This is a genomic window from Mycobacteriales bacterium, assembly GCA_035995165.1.
Classification (GTDB): domain Bacteria; phylum Actinomycetota; class Actinomycetes; order Mycobacteriales; family CADCTP01; genus CADCTP01.
This window is the reverse complement of record DASYKU010000077.1, coordinates 43,429-60,356: the sequence shown is the minus strand read 5'-3', so window position 1 is coordinate 60,356 and position 16,928 is coordinate 43,429. Positions and strand designations below refer to the sequence as shown.

Annotated in this window: 17 protein-coding genes; 9 read left to right on the top strand and 8 right to left on the bottom strand. The window is 71.9% G+C overall.

The features are described 5' to 3' along the window. The 3 genes from VGP36_12660 to VGP36_12650 form a co-directional block, all read right to left on the bottom strand. Positions 1–531 (bottom strand): thiamine pyrophosphate-binding protein (locus VGP36_12660; GenBank protein ID HEV7655567.1); only part of this gene is annotated, 531 nt, incomplete at its 3' end. A 215-nt stretch (positions 532–746) separates the two neighbouring features. Beyond that, positions 747–1,349 (bottom strand): ATP-binding protein, encoded by a 603-nt coding sequence (locus tag VGP36_12655; GenBank protein ID HEV7655566.1) that lies wholly within the window; start codon positions 1,347–1,349, stop codon positions 747–749. Positions 1,350–2,384: 1,035 nt separating this feature from the next. Then, a complete protein-coding gene (locus VGP36_12650) occupies positions 2,385–3,026 on the bottom strand; it encodes a hypothetical protein (GenBank protein HEV7655565.1) in 642 nt (213 codons plus the stop codon). A 334-nt stretch (positions 3,027–3,360) separates the two neighbouring features. On the opposite strand from VGP36_12650, the gene VGP36_12645 reads away from it, so the two are divergent. The 4 genes from VGP36_12645 to VGP36_12630 all read left to right on the top strand — a co-directional run bounded on the left by VGP36_12645 (position 3,361) and on the right by VGP36_12630 (position 6,733). After that, a complete protein-coding gene (locus tag VGP36_12645; GenBank protein HEV7655564.1) occupies positions 3,361–4,038 on the top strand; it encodes a hypothetical protein in 678 nt (225 codons plus the stop codon). Positions 4,039–4,234: 196 nt separating this feature from the next. Next, positions 4,235–5,128 carry a class I SAM-dependent methyltransferase gene (locus VGP36_12640; protein HEV7655563.1) on the top strand — a complete coding sequence of 298 codons (894 nt, stop codon included), beginning with the start codon at positions 4,235–4,237 and terminating at the stop codon, positions 5,126–5,128. 412 nt (positions 5,129–5,540) lie between these two features. Further along, complete coding sequence (locus tag VGP36_12635) at positions 5,541–6,413, top strand: LLM class F420-dependent oxidoreductase (protein HEV7655562.1); 873 nt, start codon at positions 5,541–5,543, stop codon at positions 6,411–6,413. Positions 6,414–6,544: 131 nt separating this feature from the next. Further along, complete coding sequence (locus tag VGP36_12630) at positions 6,545–6,733, top strand: hypothetical protein (GenBank protein HEV7655561.1); 189 nt, start codon at positions 6,545–6,547, stop codon at positions 6,731–6,733. A 260-nt stretch (positions 6,734–6,993) separates the two neighbouring features. Here the strand turns inward: VGP36_12630 and VGP36_12625 are convergent, their stop codons facing one another. Together VGP36_12625 and VGP36_12620 are read right to left on the bottom strand one after the other, a co-directional pair. After that, on the bottom strand, positions 6,994–8,460 hold the full coding sequence (locus VGP36_12625) for an MFS transporter (GenBank protein HEV7655560.1): 1,467 nt from the start codon (positions 8,458–8,460) through the stop codon (positions 6,994–6,996). A 49-nt stretch (positions 8,461–8,509) separates the two neighbouring features. Next, complete coding sequence (locus VGP36_12620) at positions 8,510–9,214, bottom strand: alpha/beta hydrolase (GenBank protein ID HEV7655559.1); 705 nt, start codon at positions 9,212–9,214, stop codon at positions 8,510–8,512. A gap of 627 nt (positions 9,215–9,841) precedes the next feature. Between VGP36_12620 and VGP36_12615 the strand changes: the two genes are divergently transcribed. From VGP36_12615 to VGP36_12605, 3 genes are all read left to right on the top strand, one after another. Then, a complete protein-coding gene (locus tag VGP36_12615) occupies positions 9,842–10,372 on the top strand; it encodes a hypothetical protein (GenBank protein HEV7655558.1) in 531 nt (176 codons plus the stop codon). Between the two features lie 332 nt (positions 10,373–10,704). After that, positions 10,705–11,154: a CBS domain-containing protein gene (locus VGP36_12610; protein HEV7655557.1), complete on the top strand. Its 450-nt coding sequence runs from the start codon at positions 10,705–10,707 to the stop codon at positions 11,152–11,154. Further along, entirely contained in the window at positions 11,138–11,815 is a 678-nt protein-coding gene (locus tag VGP36_12605) for a response regulator transcription factor (protein HEV7655556.1), read from the top strand. The genes VGP36_12610 and VGP36_12605 overlap by 17 nt, the downstream gene beginning before the upstream one ends. A 21-nt stretch (positions 11,816–11,836) precedes the next feature. Here VGP36_12605 and VGP36_12600 read toward each other — a convergent pair whose 3' ends face one another. Further along, complete coding sequence (locus VGP36_12600; protein HEV7655555.1) at positions 11,837–13,573, bottom strand: GAF domain-containing protein; 1,737 nt, start codon at positions 13,571–13,573, stop codon at positions 11,837–11,839. A 258-nt stretch (positions 13,574–13,831) separates the two neighbouring features. Further along, a complete protein-coding gene (locus VGP36_12595; protein HEV7655554.1) occupies positions 13,832–14,119 on the bottom strand; it encodes a hypothetical protein in 288 nt (95 codons plus the stop codon). A gap of 193 nt (positions 14,120–14,312) precedes the next feature. Here VGP36_12595 and VGP36_12590 point away from each other — a divergent pair, with 193 nt between their 5' ends. Beyond that, complete coding sequence (locus VGP36_12590; protein ID HEV7655553.1) at positions 14,313–15,320, top strand: NAD(P)H nitroreductase; 1,008 nt, start codon at positions 14,313–14,315, stop codon at positions 15,318–15,320. Between the two features lie 3 nt (positions 15,321–15,323). Continuing rightward, on the top strand, positions 15,324–16,322 hold the full coding sequence (locus VGP36_12585) for a hypothetical protein (protein ID HEV7655552.1): 999 nt from the start codon (positions 15,324–15,326) through the stop codon (positions 16,320–16,322). A 70-nt stretch (positions 16,323–16,392) separates the two neighbouring features. Here the strand turns inward: VGP36_12585 and VGP36_12580 are convergent, their stop codons facing one another. Beyond that, the gene (locus VGP36_12580; protein ID HEV7655551.1) at positions 16,393–16,902 is read right to left on the bottom strand and encodes a flavodoxin domain-containing protein; all 510 of its coding nucleotides are present in this window, start codon (positions 16,900–16,902) and stop codon (positions 16,393–16,395) included. Between the last annotated feature and the right edge of the window lie 26 nt (positions 16,903–16,928).

The window sequence follows — 16,928 nt, the reverse complement described above, 5'->3', positions numbered from 1 at the left end:
CGGCGGCGCCCAGGGTGCGGCGGTCTGCGCGCCCTCCGTCCACGACACGTCGGCCGGCAGGATCAGCGTCGCGACCTGCCCGCCGTCGGCCTGGGCGGCCGCCAGCGCGCGCATCGCGTCGGCCGCGACCCGGCGCGTGGTACCCGAGGTGTGGACCCACCCTGACACCGTGCTGGCCACGGCCGCGATGTCGGACTCCAGCGGCGCGTCGTACCGCGCGTGGTAGGTCGCGTGCGCGCCGACGATGCACAGCAGCGGCGTGTGGGCGCGGCGCGCGTTGTGCAGGTTCGCCAGGCCGTTGCCCAGGCCGGGGCCGAGGTGCAGCAGCACGGCGGCCGGGCGGCCGGCCACCCGCGCGTAACCGTCGGCCGCGCCGGTGGCGACGCCCTCGAACAGCGCCAGCACGCCCCGCATCCGTGGCACCGAGTCCAGCGCGTGCACGAAATGCATCTCCGACGTGCCGGGGTTCATGAAGCAAACCTCCACCCCGGCGTCCACCAGGCTGGTGATCAGTGCCTGCGAACCATTCATCGACCTGCATCTCCCGTCTACCTAGAGCATCTGGTCGATGATGATCCTCGAGCAGAGCAGCGTGACCCGCGACGCCGCCCCACCGGGCCCGTCTCTCGGGCAGCGCGGCCTCACGTCCGCACGTGCCGCGCGGCGCGCTGGACGACGCTCATGGACCGCAAAGGCTCGTTTGTGCCGACGAGCGCATGGTGACGCGAGAGTCATGGTTTGAGTGACTAGCGCGAGTCGGCAGCGGTCGAGGTGTATTGGTCGGGCAGGGATGGCCAGCGCCGCGAGGCCCACTGCGACCAGGTCGCGTGCTCCGGTGGGACGGGTGGAATAGGAGAACCCCGCAGTTCGTCATCGTCCGGCGTCTGGAACTGAGCCCGCCACTGCTCGAGTTCGACGTCGCTCATGTGGAACGTTTGATCGGGCGTGGTTGCGAACCGATTGGTGATTCGCCTGCGTTGCTCCTCCTGGTCGATCGGCAGGTAAACGACTTGGCTTCGGGCACCGACTGCGCCGGCGATCCAGCGGAGCGCTGATCGTTCGTCCGCGCCCCAGAACCCGAAGTCGAGGACGACATTGATCCCCAGCTCTGCGGCCCGCATGCCGAGCTGAACCAACTTGCCCTCGACGAGGTCACGTTTGTCCGGTGGGTTCCGCTCGCCGAACAACGCGATCTGCCACTCGTCGGGCGTGAGCCGCAGAGCCGGCGCGCTGATCTCCAGTTCCTTCGCGTGGGATGTCTTTCCCGCGCCGGGAAGGCCGACGATCAGGTAAACGGTTGCAGGTCCGACGCGCGGATCGGTCGGCTCGGGGTGCTGGTGTGCGTACATGCGGCGGCTCCTGAGAAATGGCAGGGGCCGGGCAACGCGGGTTGGCCGCCCGACAGGAAGCCGGCGGCGCGGAACCGAGAGACTTACCTGCAGACTGTCCCAGCGCCGTCAGCGGAAGCGGCGGGACAAGTCACGGGGGCGCCAGCACACATGCGCGCAACTGTACCGATGACCGGTCGCACCGCCCGCCAACCCCGCGAACATCCGCCCATGTCTGCGTGCCCTGGCCGCCGCGATCGCTGTGAACAATGGCTCCAGGTCCCGGCCGGTCGCGCCAGCCGGCCATCTCTCGGGCGTCGACGACCGACTCCGAGCGCATGTGATCAGCGATCGAGCACTTGCCGTTCGACTCGACCAGCCCCCTCCCTGTGGAGATCGCAGCCGCCGTGATCTCCCGCAGCATCGGGGTGTAGGCGCGAACCGGCGCGACCCCGGGTCGCTCGGGGTCGGGTCGGTTCAGACGGTAGGTCGCCAGTTCGTCAAGGGCCGGGAGTGTCTTCGGGAAAGGCAGAGGCGATCACTTCGCCAACGAGTCGTTGGAGGGTGCAGCGTCCACTCCGGCGCACTCCGGCGGCCGGGTGCGCGCGCGAAACCGCAATCAGGTCTCGCGCCGGCTCCAACTGATGTTGCCGTCCAGTTGGAATCGGCAACGAATCGGAGGTTGTGATGTACCTCAGGAGACTCGGCGTGGCCGTCGCAGCGCTCGGCGCGCTGCTCCTCGGCCTGAGCTCACCAGCGCAAGCCGCGCCGGCGACGCTGACGATCTCATCCGTGGCCATCAACGCGGCGGCCGCCACCCCGACGAACGCGATCTTCAACGACAGCGTGACCAGTGTGGGCGTGGGCGTTCCGCCGGACGTCTCGTGCGTCCGGCGGCACTTCTTCTCGAACGCGGAACGCCGCCGACGCTCTTGCACAGCTCGAGGTCCTCGGCGTCCCGGGCAGTCGCGGGTATGGACCTGACCGAGACGGGAGGGTGGCACGAGCGAGTCCGCGCGGCGCTCGACGTGGCTGCCGACGGCCGGCTGGATGGGCCTACAGGTCGGCGAGCCAGCGGTGTCCCGGGTGCACGCGGTCGAGGAGTTCGGCCAGGGTCTCGCGCTGGACCGCGGTCAGGAGCGGGACGGTGCCGTCGAAGTCGGCCTGGTCCTTAGGACGGGCGGCGGCGGCCTTGAACAGCAGGACGATCTCGGGTGCCAGGTACGGGATGCTGTCATCGGTGCGCAGGATGATGTCGCTGTAGGGGAGTCGGATCGTCTCGTCGCGGCGGCAGAGCCAGGTGTCGCCGTCGTGGGGTTCGCGGAACACGTCGACCAGGTAGTTGCCGGTGGCCGGATCGCGCAGCCAGGTCTGGTGCAGGGCCGCGAGCACGTCCGGGGTGGCGTTCTCCCAGATCCGGCTGTTGCCGGGGGCGTCGAAGGCGTATCCGGGAAAGCGGTCGCGGACCTCGGGGAAGCGCGCCGCGGGCACCCCGATCTCGAGGTCTCCGTGTTCGCGCGTCTGCTCGCCGCGGAACAGGTCCAGCGCCCAACCCGCGACGACGTACCAGGGCGTGTCGATTCCGGTCAGGCGGTCGGCGATCTCCCTCGGGGTCCAGCAGGAGGCCCAGCGGGCGTCGAGGGCCGCGATCTCGGCGGGCGACAGCTCGTGGCCGCCAGCAGGCAGCTGCTCCTCCACCGGAGAAACCTAACCGGCGGCACCGACGAGAGTCGTCGGCATTCTCGGCGGTACGGGGGGCTGCGTTCCGCAGGGTGTCTCGTGGTCGGTGGCCGCCACGTCCGGCGGACACGCCGTCGCACGCCTCACAGTGGCACCGCGTCGGCGTGCACCAGCCGTCTGGCGTCGAGCCAGCCGGGGGCCGGGTCGGCGGTGCGTCGCCGGCTGGGCTCGACGCAGCAGCTGCCGCTGTCAGTGCCGGGACGCTCCGCTGCCTCGGCCGCTGACCATCGTCGGGCGGCGCAGGGCCGTCAACGTGGCTGGGACATCGGACGCTGCGGCCTAGGCTGCCGGTGTGCAGGAGGTCGCAGCCGGTGTCACGGACATAGTGCTGGGCGCCGTCCTCGTCGGGTGTGCCGGGCGGCTGCAGCGGACCCCGGGCGTGCACCGCTACTGGGCGCTGATGCTGTGGTCAGCCGGCGCGGCCGCGCTGGCTGGCGCGGCTCACCATCTGCTCTTCCACGGCACGCGGCGTGCCTCGGATCTGAGCTGGGTCGCGGTCGGGGTGCTTGTCGCTGTCGCGATCTCCTACATGCTGGCGGCGTCGGCGGCCGAGCTGTTCGGTCGGCGGCTGGCCCGGCTGGTCATCGTGTTGCGCGTCGGGGGTCTGCTGACCTACCTGGTGGTGATCGCGACGACCGACGTTGGCAGGACCGGGCCGTTACTGCTCAGTGAGAGCGTCACCATGACGGCCATTGTCGGGGTGTGGCTCTACGCGCTGCAGGCGCGGCATCCCGGAGCCGGGCAGATGCTCGCCGCGATTGCGGTGTGTGCCCTGTCTGCGGTGTTCTTTGCGTTCCCTGCCGGGAGCCTCTCGAGCACAGTTGGCCTCGATGCGCGGTCGCTGCAGCACCTGGGGCAGATCCCAGGTGTGCTGCTGATCTCTCACGCGATCGCCCGAGGCGCCCTCCTCCGCCGCAAGGACGAGCCCGTCAGGCCAGGCCCGTCCGGCGCCGGCACGCCCGACAGGTAGTCGGCGGACCAGCTCGCGCAAGCCGACATCCGCACCGTCGCGAAGCGGCTCTTCCGCTAGTGCCGCACTGCGCGCGGGACGTACGAGCCTCCCCCGCCGCGCGGGACGCGTAGCGGGGTCTTCGGGTTCATCCGTCGGGCAGGGCGAACAGTTAATTGCGTGGAGAGGGTTGACGGCCCCCGGCTACCGTCGCCCGGTGATCTACCAGCATCCGCTGGCCTACCTGCTGGGGGTCGAGGGTCTGGCCCTACTGCGGGCGTGGGCCGGCGACTACGACGAGGCGTTCGTCCGGGCGCGCCTGGCCGAGGTGCGCCGGCTGCTGGACGAGCCGGTGCTGGCCGACCACGCTGGGGTCGCCGTTCGGCACGGGGACCTGCCGGGGGCGTACCGGCGGTGGTCGGCGACCTACGACGCGCCGCGCAACAGCCTCTTCGACTCCGACGAGCCGGTCACGCAGGAGATCCTCGAGGCCCTGCCGACCGGCACGATTCTCGACGCGGCGTGCGGCACCGGCCGATACGCCGCCTACCTGGCCGCGCAGGGCCACCGGGTCCTCGGCCTGGACAGCTCGCCGGAGATGCTCGATCGGGCCCGCGTGCGGGTGCCAGAAGGCACGTTCCTGCGCGGCGACCTGGACCGGCTGCCCGTGGCCGACGGTGCGGTGGACGTCGTCGTGTGCGCGCTGGCGCTGGTCCACGTGCCGACGCTCGCACCGGTGATGGCCGAGTTCGCGCGGGTGCTGCGGCCCGGCGGGCACCTGGTGGTCTCGGACGTGCACCGGGACCTGGTGATGCTCGGTTCGGTGGTGCACTCGCCCGGTCCGGCCGGCGAGCCTGGACTGGCGCCGACCTACCGCCACAGCACCGGTGACTACCTGCGCGCGGCACTGCCGGTGGGGCTGCGCGTCCGGCGGTGCGAGGAGCCTCGCCCCACACTGCCCGACGAGCCGGCGGCACCGCCGGAGGAGATCACCGTAGGCCAGTGGGCGGACTGGCCCTGGAGCCTGCTGCCGCTGATTCCGGCCGCGACCCGCGCCGCCTGGGACAAGGCGTCCACCACCGTCTGGCATTTCCAACTCGACCACTCCTGAAGGACCACCCATCCGGTCGGGGTCAGGTCCGCTGGCGTGGTGTGTGACGGCTGGGGCGCTGTTGCGTCCAGGCGAACCAGGCAAGGACGGCCCGCTGGGTACCGCTCAGAACGCGGATGCGAGTTCTTGCCGCGCCGGCGCTCGCCGAATGTGCTCCACCAGTTGTTGTCCGAGCAGACCCGCCACGCCGTCCGCTCGGCCATGACCCGGCCGGCGTCGCGGGCCTCATCCGCCAGGAACCGGTAGCCGAACTCGGGGTCGTCGCGGTGGGCGTCGAAGATCGCGTTCGCCCGATGAGACGCTGCCCATTCGGCGGCGGTCACCGGCGCGGCGAGCCACCGGTAGTAGGGCTGTCGAGCGATCTTCAGTACCCGGCACGTCACCGCCACCAGATAGGACCTACCAATTGAGCATGCAGATCGGGCTCCACGCGCTGGGGATCGGCACCGGTGCCCAGCGAGACGTAGTCGACGCCGTGGCCAAGGCGGCTGAAGCCTCCGGTTTCGCGACGCTGTGGTCGGGCGAGCACGTCGTCATGGTGGACCAGTCGACATCTCCCTACCCGTACGCGGATGACGGCCAGATCGCGGTGCCGACGACTGCGGACTGGAACGACCCGATGATTGGCCTGAGCTTCGCCGCCGCAGCCACCTCGACGATCGGCATCGCGACCGGCGTGCTCCTCCTGCCGGAGCACAACCCGGTCGTCATCGCCAAGCAGGCCGCGACCCTGGACGCGCTCTCGGGGGGTCGGCTGACCCTGGGTGTGGGCATCGGCTGGTCACGCGACGAGTTCGACGCGCTGGGGGTGCCCTTCGAGCGCCGTGGCGCGCGCACCACGGAGTACGTGGCCGCCATCCGGACCCTGTGGCGCGACGACGTCGCGTCGTTCGACGGTGAGTTCGTCCGCTTCAGCTCCGTGCGGGTCAATCCCCGACCCGTCCGCGAGCGTCAGATTCCGATCGTGGTCGGCGGCAACACAGACGCTGCGTTACGTCGGGTGGCCACGTGGGGCGACGGGTGGTACGGCTTCAACCTGGCCGGCGTCGCGGCGGTGGCTGAACGCCTCGGCTACCTGGAGGACGAGTGTCGGCGGTCGGACCGTGATATACGCGGCATACGCCGAGCCGTCGCCCTCCGCGAACCGCAGGTCGGCGACCTCCAGGCGCTGGCCGACCTGGGCGTCGACGAGATGGTGATCGTCGACAGCCCACCCAGCGACGCTCGGCTCGTGGAGGCATGGGTCTCCACGCTCGCCGATCAGTGGGTCCCTGCCACGCACTAGCCTTGAACCGAGACAACATGTGTCTTCAGCCGAGTCAGACCACACGGTCGGCGCATGAACGACGGGTCGCCGGACTGAGACGGCGGATCTCGGCGTTCTGGTCACTTGTCCAGACCCTGTCCGAGCTGGTCGTGCCGCACCGTCTCCCGGAGCTGACCGACGATGACTACCGGCGCGACCACCCGCTGCAGGACCTGCTCGACGGGCGGCCCAGTCGAGCTGGAGTCGGCTGGGCGGACGGCGTCGTAGTGCTGGTCGACAAGGTCGCCCCCGTGACCGCCCTGCAGACCGCGGGGGGAGCGGGTGCTGCTGGTCGGTGACGGCGTCAACGGCGCGCCGGCGATGGCCGCCGCGAATCCAGGCGTGGCGATGGGCCGGCGCGGCTCCGACGTCGCCCTCGAACCTCGGACGCGGTCATCGTCCGCGATGGGCTCGCGATCCTGCCGAAGATCGTCGACCTGTCCGCACGGGCACACCGACTCAACGGACTGCGGCTCCTGAGCCGCGCCGCCTGGAACCGCGCCGCCACCGGCTGGGACCAGTTCCCGGAGCCGGTGACGGCCGGAGGCGCAGCCGGTCCTCAGTGCATGTGCCCGGACGCGGCGCCGTCGGTGGCGAGGGTCGACGGCATCCGGACGAAGGCCACGACGCCGAGGACTGCCGCGATGACGGCGGCGGCGACGAACCCGCGGGAGAAGCCGGCGGCGACGCCGGCCGGGCTGGTGAGGCCGCCGGCCGTGGCGGCCACGGCGGCGAGTACGGCGACGCCGAGGGCGGCGCCGACCTCGTGGCCGGTCATGAGGAATCCGGATGCCAGGCCGGCATGCTGCGGCGGGATGCCCGTCATCGCGGTGACGGAGACCGGGACGAACACCAGTCCGACGCCGAGGCCGACGATCAGCAGACCGGGCAGCAGGTCGGGGGCGAAGTGCGCGGATCCGGACGCGGTCGACAACAGAGCGGCTCCGGTGGCGGAGAGGGCGAGGCCGGCCGCGGCGATGGTGCGCGGAGCGGCGTGCGCCAGCATCTTTCCCGCGAGGTGCGCGCCCGCGGTGATGGCCAGCGCCAGCGGAAGGAAGGCGACGCCGGCGCGCAGCGCGGAGAAGCCCAGGACCGTCTGGAAGAAGATCGAGGTCAGGAAGACGGTACCGACCAGGAGGCCGGTGACGCCGAGCATGACGGTCGTGCCGGACACGAGCGTGCGGATCTTCCAGGTGTGCGGCGGGACGAGCGGCCGCGGGACGCGTCGCTCGACGAGCACGAACGCCGCCAGCAACAGGGCCGACAGGCTGAGCGCGGCGAGGGTCCGGGCCGAGAGCCACCCGTGGGCGGCGGTGCCGCCGAGGCCGTACATCAGCGCGGTGAGGCCGCCGATGGCGGTCAGGGCGCCGGGCAGGTCGAGCTGGGTGAGGTCCGCGCGGGTGGTCGTGTCCTTCGGCAGGACCTTGAGCGCGACGACGAGGGCGACGGCGCCGATCGGGACGTTGATCCAGAAGATGAGCTGCCAGCCGGCCCAGGTGGTGAGGGCACCACCGAGCAGGACGCCGCCGGCGACGCTGAGGCTGCCTACCGCACCCCACAGCGCGAGTCCCTTGCGGCGCTGGGCGCCGGAGTAGGTCGTCATCACGATGGACAGTGCGGCTGGTGTCATGAGGGCCGCGCCGAGCCCCTGGGTCGCGCGGGCGGCGATGAGTTCGGCGGCGCTGCCGGCGAAGCCGCTGAGCAGCGAGGCGCCGGTGAACACGGTCAGGCCCGCCAGGAAGACCCGCCGCCGGGGGAGCAGGTCGGCGATGCGCCCGCCGAGCAGCAGGCCACCACCGGAGAGCAGCAGGTACGCCGTGACCAGCCACTGCAGGTCACCGCCGTCCAGCCGCAGGGAACGGCCGATGGTGGGCAGTGCGGTGTTGACGACGGAGATGTCGAGGACGACGAGGATCTGCGCGGTGAGGGCGACGGCGAGCACCGCCCACGACCTGCGGGGTCCGTTGTCCGGCGCCGGTTGCGGCCTTTCGGCGGCGGTGTGGTGGGCGTGTTCGGCGATGCGCATGGTGGCTCCTCGGGATGTAGACAGCGGCGTGTGGTTGCGGTGGCGTTGCTCAGCGCACGGGGAGCGGAGCGCCGGTGCGCACGGAGCGGATGACGTCCTCGATGGCGCGTCCGGAGATGGTGAGCGCCTGCGCCTGCTCGAAGACAGCGGGGTAGACGAAGAATTCGTCGCGGATGCTGCGCAGGCCGCGGGCGGTGGTGGCGAACGCCCGTACCTGCGCCGCTTCCCGCGCCGGAAGGCCTGAGGAGGAGGGAAGGAGGTGCGCGACGCCGAGGCGGGCCAGGCTCGGGGCGAGCGCTGTCAGCCGGCGGCTGGTGGCGTACTGGCCGGGGGAGTCGGGCAGCACGGTGAACTGGTCGGGGCTGGCCGAGTCGAGCAGCACCATTCCGGCGACCTCCGTGGGGTACTGCGCTGCGTACGTCAGGGCGTAGGGGCCGCCGGTGGAGTGACCGACGAGGACGTACGGGCCGCTCTCGTGAGCGCGGCCGAGCAGCGTGTGCAGGTCTGCCGCGATCTGCCGGGCGTCCTGCGGCCGCGGGGCGTCGCCGGACCAGCCCTGGCCCGCACGGTCGTGGGCGCACACCCTGGTGTCGTTGCCGACGGTCTCCGTGATCCGACTCCACAGCGGGGAGGTCTCACCGAGCCCGTTCTCCAGCACGACGGTGGGGCCGCCGGATCCGCTGCAGTTCAGGTGCAGCCGATGGCCGCCGACGTCGTAGGACAGCCCGGGCATGGCGTTTGCTGCGCTGATCACGCGCGTCGGCCGAGAGGTCCGCGTCCGGTCCCAGCCGACGTCTCGGCGGGTGACGGACGGCGTCGCGTGTGCGTGGCGATGGTCATCGCGGCCTCGCTCTCCTGAGGTGGTGGTGCAGAGGGTGGGCGCGACGCGGACTGCTCGACCCGGTCAAATGGCCGGGATCGCCGGTATCGACGGGCCGCGCTGTACGGCCGGGATGTCCAGCGGGGCCGGCTCGCCGAGCTCCTCGAGGACGCCAGATGGGGCCGGCCCGGGACGCTCGTCGCCCGCGGTGAGGCCGGCGTCGGGATGTCGACGCGGCAGGAGGACGTCATCGCCGGTGCGGTCGGCGTCCGGGTGCTCCGAACCGGCGGTCGAGCGGTTCCTGGTCGCAGTGGCGACCCTCGCCGCCCGGCCGTCCGCTCGGGATCGTGGCTGAAGGCTCCGCTGGGTGTCGGCCACGCCATCCGGTCGCGGCCGGCCGGTCCCACGGTCGGGTCCAAGGCCCATGTCTATAGGGACCTTGGTCCCTTCGGGTGGGCCACTCGACGCGGCGACGATAGCTGCGTAGCACCCGATCCGACTGAGGAGCTCACCGTGACTCGCAAAATTATCGACAGGCTCGTCTCGGTCACTGGGGCCGTCATGGGGGTGGCACTGCTGGCCGCGGCCGCGTTGCTGTTCTACGCCCACGGCTACGTCCACAACCAGGTTGCCGACCAGCTGACCCAGCAGCAGATCGCCTTCCCCGCCGCCGGATCCGAAGGCATCACCTCGCTGCCGGCCGCCGAACAGGCCGTGATCGCCCAGTACGCCGGCCAGAAGATGACCACCGGCGCCCAGGCCAAGGCCTTCGCCGACCACTACATCAAGGTCCACCTCTCCGAGGTCGCCGGTGGCCAGACCTACGCGCAGGTCAGCGCGAAGTCCTTGGCGAACCCGTCCGACCAGAAGCTCGCCGGCCAGGTGCAGACCCTCTTCCGGGGCGAGACGCTGCGGGGTCTGCTGCTGAACGCCTACGCCTTCGACACGATGGCGGGCCTCGCCTGGATCGCGGCGTGGATCTCGACGGCTGCGGGTGTGCTGCTGCTCCTGCTCGCCGGGCTGGGCCTGCGCCACGCCCGCCACGAGCCGGTGGCGGCCCTCAGCCCGCCGCGGGTCGCAGCTGCCGTCTGACGCGACGCACTCTCCTTCCAGCAGGACCGGTCATGCGCAGGCATGACCGGTCCTGCTGGAAGGCACTGGCAGGCCCTCTCAAGGGCCCCCCGCCCGCAGGACGCGGGCGTCCGACCACCGGAATCACGACGAGCCAGGAGGACACGGACGTGGGCCCCGGTTGCTCGCCACTGGGGCAACTCTGGATACCGAAGCCCGCTCGACGAGGCCGTCCAGGACCGAGCGGCCGGCGGCTTCGTGACGCTCGTGGGGCTTGCAACAGGGTCGAAGGTCCCCTCGAGACCTGACCGACGACTCCGGTCCGAACCGCCGACGTCGCTTAGCGTGGTGGCATGAACGCGACGCATCCGGTCAGCGCCGAACAGCTGATGTCCACGCCCGTGGTCGGGGTCACTTCGGAGCACAGCCTCGCCGCGGCGTGGGCGGCGATGCGCGAGAGTCGCGTCCGCCACCTCGCCGTGCTGGACGAGTACGGCCTCTCGGCGATCCTTGACGACCGGACCGTGCTGGCCGAATGGCCTGCCGGTGGTCCGGACGCACCGCACCGGCGCAAGGTCGGGGACGTCGTCCGGCACGGGGTCCGCAGCGTCAGCCCCGACGAGCCCGCCGCGGCGGTCGCCCGCGTCATGGTCGAGAGCCACTGTGACGCCGTCCCGGTCATCACCCGCAGCGGCGTGATTCTCGGGCTGGTCACCGCCACCGACCTCGTCTCCGCGATCGCCCGCGAGGCCGTGAGCGTCGCCCCGGGCGCCGGCTCGTGCGAGCATGGCGACCGTGACTGAGGCGGCCGCCCGGACCGTGACGGTATTTCTACTCGACGACCATGAGGTGGTCCGGCGGGGCGTCGCCGAGTTGCTGGAGGCCGAGCCGGACCTGACAGTGGTCGGCGAGGCCGGGACCGCGGCGGAGGCACTGGCCCGGGTGCCGGCGGTGCGGCCGGACGTGGCCGTCCTGGACGTGCGGCTGCCGGACGGCGACGGCGTGACCGTCTGTCGGGAGCTGCGTTCCCAGCTGCCGGACCTGCGCTGCCTGATGCTGACCTCGTTCGCCGACGACGACGCGCTCTTCGACGCGATCATGGCCGGCGCGTCCGGTTACGTGCTCAAGCAGATCCGCGGCACCGACCTCGTCGGCGCGGTCCGTATGGTCGCGAGTGGACAGTCGCTGTTGGATCCCCGCACGACGGCCAGGGTGTTGGAGCGGATGCGCACGGCGGTGGAGAAGGGAGGGCCGATCGCGACGCTGTCGGACCAGGAGCGGACGGTGCTCGCATTGATCGGCGAGGGGTTGACGAACCGGCAGATCGGCGAGCGGATGTTCCTGGCCGAGAAGACCGTGAAGAACTACGTGTCGCACCTGCTGGCCAAGCTCGGCATGCAACGCCGCACGCAAGCCGCGATCCTCGCGACCGAGCTGCGCCGCACCGGCGATCTGGACGGCTGAGCGTCAGGACCGGCTGCGGCATCAGCCCAGCGGCACGTCCCAGGTGAGGAGGGCGCCGGAGCCGTCCGGACCGGGTTCCGCGGTGAACGTGCCGCCAAGCTGGGTCGCCCGCTGTGCCAGGTTCACCAGGCCGCTGCGCCGGCCTCCTGCGGGCAGGCCGACGCCGTCGTCGGCGATCTCGATCCGCAGTCGTTCGGAGGCGCTGACGGACACCGCCACTCCGGTGGCCTCCGCATGCCGTACCACGTTGGTCAGCGCCTCCCGCAGCACCGCCGTGGCATGCTCGGCGACCTCGGCCGGCACGGTCGTGTCGACCGGTCCATCGATGCGGAGGTCGAGCCGGAGCCCGGAACCGCCGACGACCTCGTCGGTGACTCCGGCCAGCCGCTGCCGTAGGCCGATGGGTGCATCGGCCGGAGCCTGCAACGCGTAGATCGTGGTGCGGATGTCGCGGATGGACTGGTCGAGGTCGTCCACCGCGCGGTGCAGCTTCGGCTGCGCGGCCGGCACGACCTGCCGGATGAGGCTCTCCAACGACATCCCGGTGGCGAACAGCCGCTGGATGACCTGGTCGTGCAGATCCCGTGCGATGCGGTCGCGGTCCGCGTACAGCGTCAGCTGCTGTTGGGCCTGGCGAGCCTCGGCCAGCTGGAGTGTCAGCGCCGCCTGGAGTGCCAGGGCGACGACCAGCTCGATGGCGTCGGGGTCGAACTGGGCGCCGTCGACGGCATTCGCGGCGATGAGCACCCCCACGGCCGGGTCACCGCCGAGCGGGACGAGTAACGCCGGTCCGAAGCCGGGCGCCTCGGCGAAGAGCGGCTCGGAGGCGGCCACGTCCGGCACCGTCTCTGCGACGCCGGTACGCAGCACCCGTCCGGCCACCGAAGCCGCGATCGGGCTGTGGGCACCGCGCAGCAGCGGGGCGTCCAGCCCATCGGCGACGGTGACGAGCAGGCTCGTCTCCGGCGCGGCCGGGTCGGGCATGGCCAATGCGGTGCAGTCCGCATCGGCGAGCTCGCGGGTCCGGGCGGCGATCAGCAGGACCGCCTCGTCCGGGTCGGTGCCGGACAGCACCGCGGCGCGGATCTCGTTCGACGCCTCCAGCCAGCGTTGCCGGCGCCGGGTCTGCTCGAACAGCCGCGCGTTCTCGATCGCCACGCCGGCGGCCGCGGCCAGCGCTCGTACCAACATCTCGTCGTCCGGGGTGAACTCGCCGCCGCGCTTCTCGGTGAGGTAGAGGTTGCCGAAGACCTCGTCCCGTACTCGGACCGGGACACCGAGGAATGTGTTCATCGGCGGATGGTTCGGCGGGAACCCGTACGACGCCGGGTGAGCTGAGATCCGGCTCAGCCGCACCGTCTGGGGTGAATCGATGAGGAGCCCGAGGAGGCCGTGGCCCTCGGGGAGGTGACCGATCCGCTGCCGGACGTTCTCATCGATGCCGGTGTAGACGAACTGGTCCAGCGAGCGGTCGGCACCGATGACGCCCAGCGCTCCGTACTCGGCGTCGGCCAGCTCGACCGCCGCCTCGACGATCCGGCGCAACGTCGCCGGCAGCTCCAGGCCGCCGGCGATCCCGACGACTGCTTCGAGCAGGCCGTGCAGCTTGTCCTGGCTGGCCGAGATCTCCGCCAGCCGCTCGGTCACCTCGTGCAGCAACTCGGGCAGCCGCAGTCCGGACAACGCCGTACGCAGGCGACCACCACCGCCCGGGGCATCAGCCACCGGGTCCCCGTCGTTGTCGACCGCTCCCGCCATGGCTCCACTCTGGCACGGCGAGGCACCCTGGACGTCGATGACCTCGTCGACCGGCCGACGGGGACTCTGCCCGAGGTGCGGCTGCGCGTGCCCGAGCCGGAGCACCAGCTGGGGGTGTCCGGTCAGGCCGAGCTCCAGGCGCAGCCGACGGCGAGTCCAGGGCAGGTCCAGCGCCTGACCGAGCGGTGACGTCGCGATCCCCAGCGGCTTCGATCCGCCGCCCGGGATCTTCCCGGACGGCCGCTGAGCCGTGTGGGCTCAGTGGTCGACCGGGCGGGCGCGCAGGAGGTGTGCCCACCAGGGACGGCGGACCCCTCGCAGCCGGGGCACTCCGGAGCCGCGGAAGCTGACCCAGCCGCCGGGTCCCATCGTGATGCGCTGCACCCGCGGGCGCCCCAGGGCACCGACGATCAGGCCGGCCGCGGCGACCGCCCCGGCCGTGACCGTCGCGACCGCGATGACGTGGTCGACATCGGTCGTACGCTGCCAGCGATACCCACTCCCGTCGATCAGAACAACGCCGATCGTGCGGTCTTTTCGGGTCACCGGAACCACCGACGGCACTGCGCCGGCGATCCGCAGGTCTGACGTGGACGATGTCGATGTGGTCATGCCTCCAGGCTGGCTCCTCCGCACTGCGCTCCGGCAGGGCCGTACGTCCTTCACCGGGGTCGGAGGACCGTCCGGGTCGGGACCTTCGGCACCGGACGCGAGGCGGCGGCGGTCATAGCGTCGGGTCATGACCGAGACAACCCAGGCACCGGGGCGGTCCGACGTCGAGCGGGCCATCTGCTTCGGCGTACGAGCGCCCTCCATCCACAACACCCAGCCGTGGCGGTGGCTCCATCGCGACGGCGTTCTGGAGCTGTATGCGGACCGCACGCGTCAGTTGCCGGCTCTTGACCCCGACGGCCGGTCCGTGCTGCTGTCCTGCGGCGCTGCGCTGGAGCTGGCCCGGCTCGGGTTCGCTGGAGCCGGTTGGCGTACCGAGGTGGACCGCCTGCCGGACCCGACCCGGCCCGACCTGCTGGCGCGCATCCGGCCCGTCGGCCGGTCAGCCGTCGACCCCGCCACGGTGCAGCGTGCCGAGGCCGCAGAGCGCCGGCACACCGACCGCCGTCCTTTCCGGCCCGAGCCGGTGTCCGCGGCGGCGGTGACAGCACTGCTCGGCGTCGCGGTCGACGCCGACGTCTACGCCTACGCCGTGCAGCGCGCGGACCAGAAGCTCGACCTCGCCGTCGTGTTCTCCTGGGCCGACGGCGTCGAGCTGGCCGACCCGGCCTACCGGGCCGAGCTGGCGTACTGGACGCGCTACCCGGACGCGAACGCGCCCGACGGCGTTCCCGCCTCGGCGGTGCCGCACGTCGCTCCCGGCGCGCTGCGGCACACCGATGTCCCGGTCCGCGACTTCGAGGCCGGCATCACCGGCGGCCAGGAGCTCACCGAGGTAATCGATGAGCAGCCGCTCTACCTCGTCGTGTTCACACTCACCGACGACCGCATGGGACGCCTGCGTGCCGGCGAGGCCTACGCCCGCATCTCCGTCGAGGCCGAACGACTCGGCCTGGCCAGCTCCGCCATGACCCAGGCCGTCGACCTGCCCTCGGTCCGGGAGCGATTCCGGACCCTGATGGACTGGCCGGATCACCCCCAGATGGTGCTGCGGGTCGGTCGGGCGCAGCCGGGCCCGACCCTTCCGCCGACCGGCCGCCGGCCGCTTTCGGCCGTCGTGACCTACGAGGACTGAGTCATGGGCATCCAGGCCACGATGGACCTGCGCACCGTGGCCGAGACCCTCGCCGCAGCCGGGGGAGCGGCGCCGTCGCTCCACAACGCGCAGCCGTGGCGGTTCCGGGTGGACCGCGACCACGTCGACGTCGTGCTCGACCGGGACCGGTTGCTCCCGGTGGCCGATCCGAAGGGCCGCCAGGCCCATCTCGGGCTCGGCGCGGCCGTCCTGCTCCTCAGGCTGGCCCTGACCGTGCAAGACCGCCAGGTGGACGTGCTGCTCCTGCCAGATCCCGCGGAGCCCGATCTCGTCGCCCGGTTGACGGCCGGCGACCGGCAGATCGCCGGCGACGACGACCGCCGCCTGTTCGCGGCCGTGGCCGCGAGGCGGACGGTCCGTACGCCGTTCCGGCCCGGCTTCGTGCCCGTGCCACTTCAGATCGGCTGGCGCGGCGCCGCGGAGGTCGAGGGGGCCGACCTGCGCTGGGTCGTGGCGAAGGGGGAGCGGATCGGGGTCTCCGCGCTCGTGACTGCGGCCGAGCGGCTCCAGCAGCGAGATCCGGCATACCTGGCCGAGCTGGAGCGGTGGACCGCACTCGAACGGGCGGAGGAGGGCGCCGGCGTCCCGCCGTCCGCGTTCGGGATCGCCGCGGCTGCGGGTCACCTCGCGGAGTTCCCGTTGCGCGACTTCTCCGGCGGGACCCGGACGGACCGACCCCGGCACGCCGGGCCGGCCGAGGAGCACCCGTTCGTCACGGTGCTGCACACGCCCGGCGACCAACGCGTCGACTGGCTCCGCGGCGGGCAGGCACTGATGCGCGTGCTGCTTGCCGCCGCTGCCGAGGGACACGCGGCGTCCTATCTCAACCAGCCGCTGGAGCTACCCGGCCTGCGGCAGGAGTTGCGGGACGAGCTGCGCCTGGAGGGGTGGCCGCAGCTGATCCTCCGCATCGGTCAGCCGTCCGGAGTGCTGCCGCCACAGGCGCCTCGGCGCCCGGTTCGGGACCTGCTCCTCACGTGACCGGAGCCCCCGCTGACCGTTGGTCCACACGGGACGCCGCCCACCGTTGGTGGGCGGCGTTCCGCTGCGGTCAACGGATCCCGCTGCGAATGCGCAGATCGGCGGCGATCCGATCGGCCCAGGCGCGGACGGCCGGCCAGTCGCGGTAGTCGCCGTCCGCGGCGTGCACGAGGCCGACCGCGAGCCTCTCCCGCATCCCGAGCAGTTCCCGGTGCAGCGCACCCGGGAACACGACGTGCTCCCGGGCGCCGATCGTCGCGGCCAGCTCGGCCGCGTCCACCGCCTCGGTCGCCGGGACCGCCGGGTCGCCCACCGGTCCGCTGGAGAACAGCCAGACCGGCCGTTCCCTCAGGATCTTCGACTGCGCGGTGACCTGCCACCGGGCCTCCTCCAGCCACCGTCCGAAGTAGACGGCGCTGCCCAGCACCACCGCGTCGTACTGCTCGACGCCGCTGACCCGGCTCAGCGGGACGACGTCGACCCCGGCGCCGGGGAGGGCCCCGCGAAGGGCCTTCCCCAGCTCGGTCGCGATCTCCGCGGTCGAGCCGTGCCGGCTCGCCGCGCTCACCAGGATCCGCATCTCGGACACCTTCTCGACAGGTCTGA